This is a genomic window from Exiguobacterium sp. s102 (assembly GCF_018618635.1).
GTDB lineage: Bacteria > Bacillota > Bacilli > Exiguobacteriales > Exiguobacteriaceae > Exiguobacterium_A > Exiguobacterium_A oxidotolerans.
The window spans coordinates 1-3,475 of record NZ_JACSML010000016.1 but is presented as its reverse complement, the minus strand read 5'-3'; the positions used below and the strand labels follow the sequence as shown (position 1 = coordinate 3,475).

The following is a 3,475-nucleotide window of genomic DNA, read 5'->3' as shown; positions in this document are numbered from 1 at the left end:
ATAAGGTGAGGGAAAAAACGCCTGAAGGCGATTTTGAGAAGATGCATCGAAAAGAATTGCACAAGGAAAAAGACAGAGGGATGGAACGATAGGTTTTTGAAAAAACGCGCCTGAAAGGGCGTGTTTTTGTTTTGGCTTCGAAGCCTTGCGTAGCAAGGGTTTGGAGCTGTTTTTTCTTATCTTGATACATATAGAAACAACTAGACTGGTGAAAATACACCTTCGGACTTAGAGCCACAAGGGTTTCAACTGTTTTTGACATGTAAAAACCCACCTGCTATGATTAAAGTGTCGAATTCCAATCAAAGGGTGGGTTTTTTTATCCTCACCAGAAGGCGAGGTTTTACATGAATTTGTATCCCGATAATAGCATAGATAAACCCGTTTTATCAAGCAGAGAAACTGGTGTTGAAATCCTGAGCGACAAAAACAGCGAGGGAAAAGAACGGGATTGGAAGGGAAAAAAGAAACGTTCCCTGTTGATGGCACAGCATCATGAAGCCGTCGAAGAGTTGGCGAAGAAAGCCGAGCGCATGTATGATTGCGGAAATTATTTGGTGTTTAAAATGAAAGATGGACGCTTGAAGCTCTATCAAGCCTACTTCTGCAAAGCGAGGTTATGCCCGATGTGCAACTGGCGACGTTCATTGAAAATTGCTTTTCAAAACAAGAAAATCGTCCAAGTGGTGAACGAACGGGAAAAAGTGAAATGGGTTTTCCTTACGCTGACTGTTCGAAATGTCGAAGGCGAAGATTTAAAAAATACTATGGATCAGATGACGAAAGCATTCAACCGTTTTACCAAATACGCCCGTTTTCAAAAGTCCGTAAAAGGTTATTTCCGAGCGATGGAAGTCACACGGAACTGGGACAAGGAAAGCGAATGGTACGGCACATATCACCCACATTTCCATGTCTTGCTGGCTGTACCGAATGATTATTTCGGGCGGAATTATATCAAACAATCGGAATGGACGGACATGTGGCAGCGGGCAATGAAAATCGACTATACGCCAATTGTCCATGTGGCGAAAGTTAAACCGAAAAGAGAAGCCACGGACTTTGTAGAAGTCGAAAACGAAATGAAAAAAGTGATTGCTGAACAGAACGCCATTTTTGAAGTGTCCAAGTATCCAGTGAAAGATACCGATGTGATACGAGGGAATAAAGTGACCGATGAAAATATCCAGACGGTCGAAGACTTGGACAAGGCGTTGGCTTACAAACGGCTGATTTCTTACGGCGGTCTGCTGAAAGAGATTCACAAGGAATTGAATTTGGAAGATGCCGAGGACGGGGATCTGATTCACGTGGACGAGGATTCGGACGAGGTGGCCAATGGGGCTGTCGATGTAATGGCTTACTGGCATGTTGGTTTAAATAATTATGTGATTAAGAGAGGTTAATCTTTAATAAACGAGTCATTTAACGGAGGAGGGTTTTCTTGAACGAAATACTGGAAAGCATATATCAATTTTCAGGTATAGCTTTACTCATATGTGCAATTTATTATTATTTTCATTTCAAAAAAACCAAAAAGGAAAGGAAATTGACTAAAGTTGAATTTTTCTTCTTTGTCGTAACCCAAATTTCATTTTTATTGTTTGCTGCTAGTTGGTTACTTAAGATTTTAGATAAAGGTTGAGAAACAATAGGGTGCGATTGTTTAGTAAACGTTTTAGAAAAGAGTAGCTTTGACTACTCTTTTTTGTTTTTGCTTTTCCCTTTGTTTTAGGGTTGAGGTGAAGGCGGGTTTCAGTGTGTCAATTCACATGGAACAAGTGAATTTTTCGCTCGGAAGCGATGGCGGTTTGTCGGGGCATAATGGCAAATGCAAGCCGGAAAAACTGAAACTTCGTTTTAGGTTTATCGGCTTGGCGTGAGCCGAACCTCCGACAAATTTTTGAAAGCAAGGAGGAAAGGGTGGAGATTTTTGAGCGTACTTCTCAAAAATACTACCCGATCCTTGCTTTCAAAAAAGCCCTTTGGGCTGTTGGAATTGGGAATGAAATTTGCAACCGTTGCGGAAAAACGCAACGGTGAAAATGACATTCTTGCTCGGGAAAAAGCGACGGCTGCAGGCGATGCTTTTTTTGCTTTTGACTTTGGGGGAGAGCGATTTTCTCTCCCTTGCTTTTCGCCTCGCAGAGCACGACCAGAAGAATTCTGGTATAGCGTGATATACCAAATTGTTTTGGCTCTTATTCCGTGGTATGCTTTTTCTAGCAAAGTGAGGTGGTTCATGATGGCACACGTTTCAAAATACACGGTAGCCAACATGCAGGGATTATCAATTCATTTGGACCGAAAAACAGAAAATCATTCCAACAAAAATATTGATGTGGACCGGTCATATTTGAATTATGATTTGTGCCAAAAAGATGGGGATACACTTTCACGACTTCAGGACCGGTTGAAAGAAGTTTACTGCATGAAACGGAAAGATGTGAAAGCCTGTTGCGAATGGGTCGTCACTTTGCCCGAAAATTTAAAAGGGGCTCCGGAAAATGACCAACGGGAATTTTTTGAGAAGACCTATGAATTTTTAGCCGATCGGTACGGTGGTGAAAAAAATGTAGTTTCGGCAAATGTGCACGTGGACGAGACGACTCCACACATGCACTTTGATTTTGTGCCGGTCGTTTGGGACGAAAAGAAACAGTATGAAAAAGTGTCAGCCAAGGAAGTGCTGACTCGAAAAGAATTACAGAATTTTCACCAGGACTTAGATGTTTTTCTGCAAGCTGAACTTCCTGGCATTTACCGAGAAGGCGTTTTGAATGACAAAACGATTGGCATCGAAGATGTGAAAGAGCTGAAAAAATACAGCGATCAAATTGCGGAAGAAAAAGAGAAAATGAGCAAAGGCATTGAATTGCTAGAAAAAAAACTGGAAGACAAGAAAAAAGAATTCTTGGAAATCAGCCAAAAGCTTCCGGAAGGAAAAGTGGAAATCACGGTAAAGGGCAAAGAGGTCAAAACCACGGTTACGCCCAAAATGTTCGGAAAACCGGAAATCGTAAAAAAAGAAACCAAAAACTATGTGATTTCGCCCGAGGAACTGAAAAGGCTGCATGGAACAGTTGCGGCGGCCCAGAAAGTGAAAAGTGAGTACGAGCGTTTGCAAAAAACGGATTTGGTGAAGGAAAATCAAGAATTACGGGTAGAACAATCGGACTTGGGAGATGCCTTTGACTCGCTTTACAAGGAGTTTCAGGGAGTTTCTGCTGAAAATCGACAGCTGAAAGAAGAAAATAAGGATTTAAAGGCTCATATAAGCGATTTAAAGCTCGAAATCAAATTCGTCTACCAAAGTGTTAAACAGTTCGTAAAAGAGCGTACAAAGGGTTCTGTGGCTTTTAAACAGACGTTTAAAGAGCTGATCGATAAGGTGAGGGAAAAAACGCCTGAAGGCGATTTTGAGAAGATGCATCGAAAAGAATTGCACAAGGAAAAAGACAGAGGGATGGAACGA

At 41.5% G+C, this 3,475-nt stretch carries 4 protein-coding genes; 3 read left to right on the top strand and 1 reads right to left on the bottom strand.

Annotation, left to right across the window (positions count from 1 at the left end):
- Positions 1-262: hypothetical protein (locus KNQ02_RS15435; RefSeq protein WP_214809140.1), on the bottom strand; the 262-nt coding region annotated here is incomplete at its 3' end.
- Between the two features lie 85 nt (positions 263-347).
- Between KNQ02_RS15435 and KNQ02_RS15430 the strand changes: the two genes are divergently transcribed.
- From KNQ02_RS15430 to mobV, 3 genes are all read left to right on the top strand, one after another.
- Positions 348-1,406, top strand: a complete 1,059-nt coding sequence (locus KNQ02_RS15430; protein WP_214809136.1) for a protein rep — start codon at positions 348-350, stop codon at positions 1,404-1,406.
- A gap of 38 nt (positions 1,407-1,444) precedes the next feature.
- Positions 1,445-1,645 (top strand): hypothetical protein, encoded by a 201-nt coding sequence (locus tag KNQ02_RS15425; RefSeq protein WP_214809133.1) that lies wholly within the window; start codon positions 1,445-1,447, stop codon positions 1,643-1,645.
- A 288-nt stretch (positions 1,646-1,933) separates the two neighbouring features.
- The coding region (gene mobV, locus KNQ02_RS15420) for a MobV family relaxase (RefSeq protein ID WP_251135100.1) at positions 1,934-3,475 on the top strand (1,542 nt) is incomplete at its 3' end.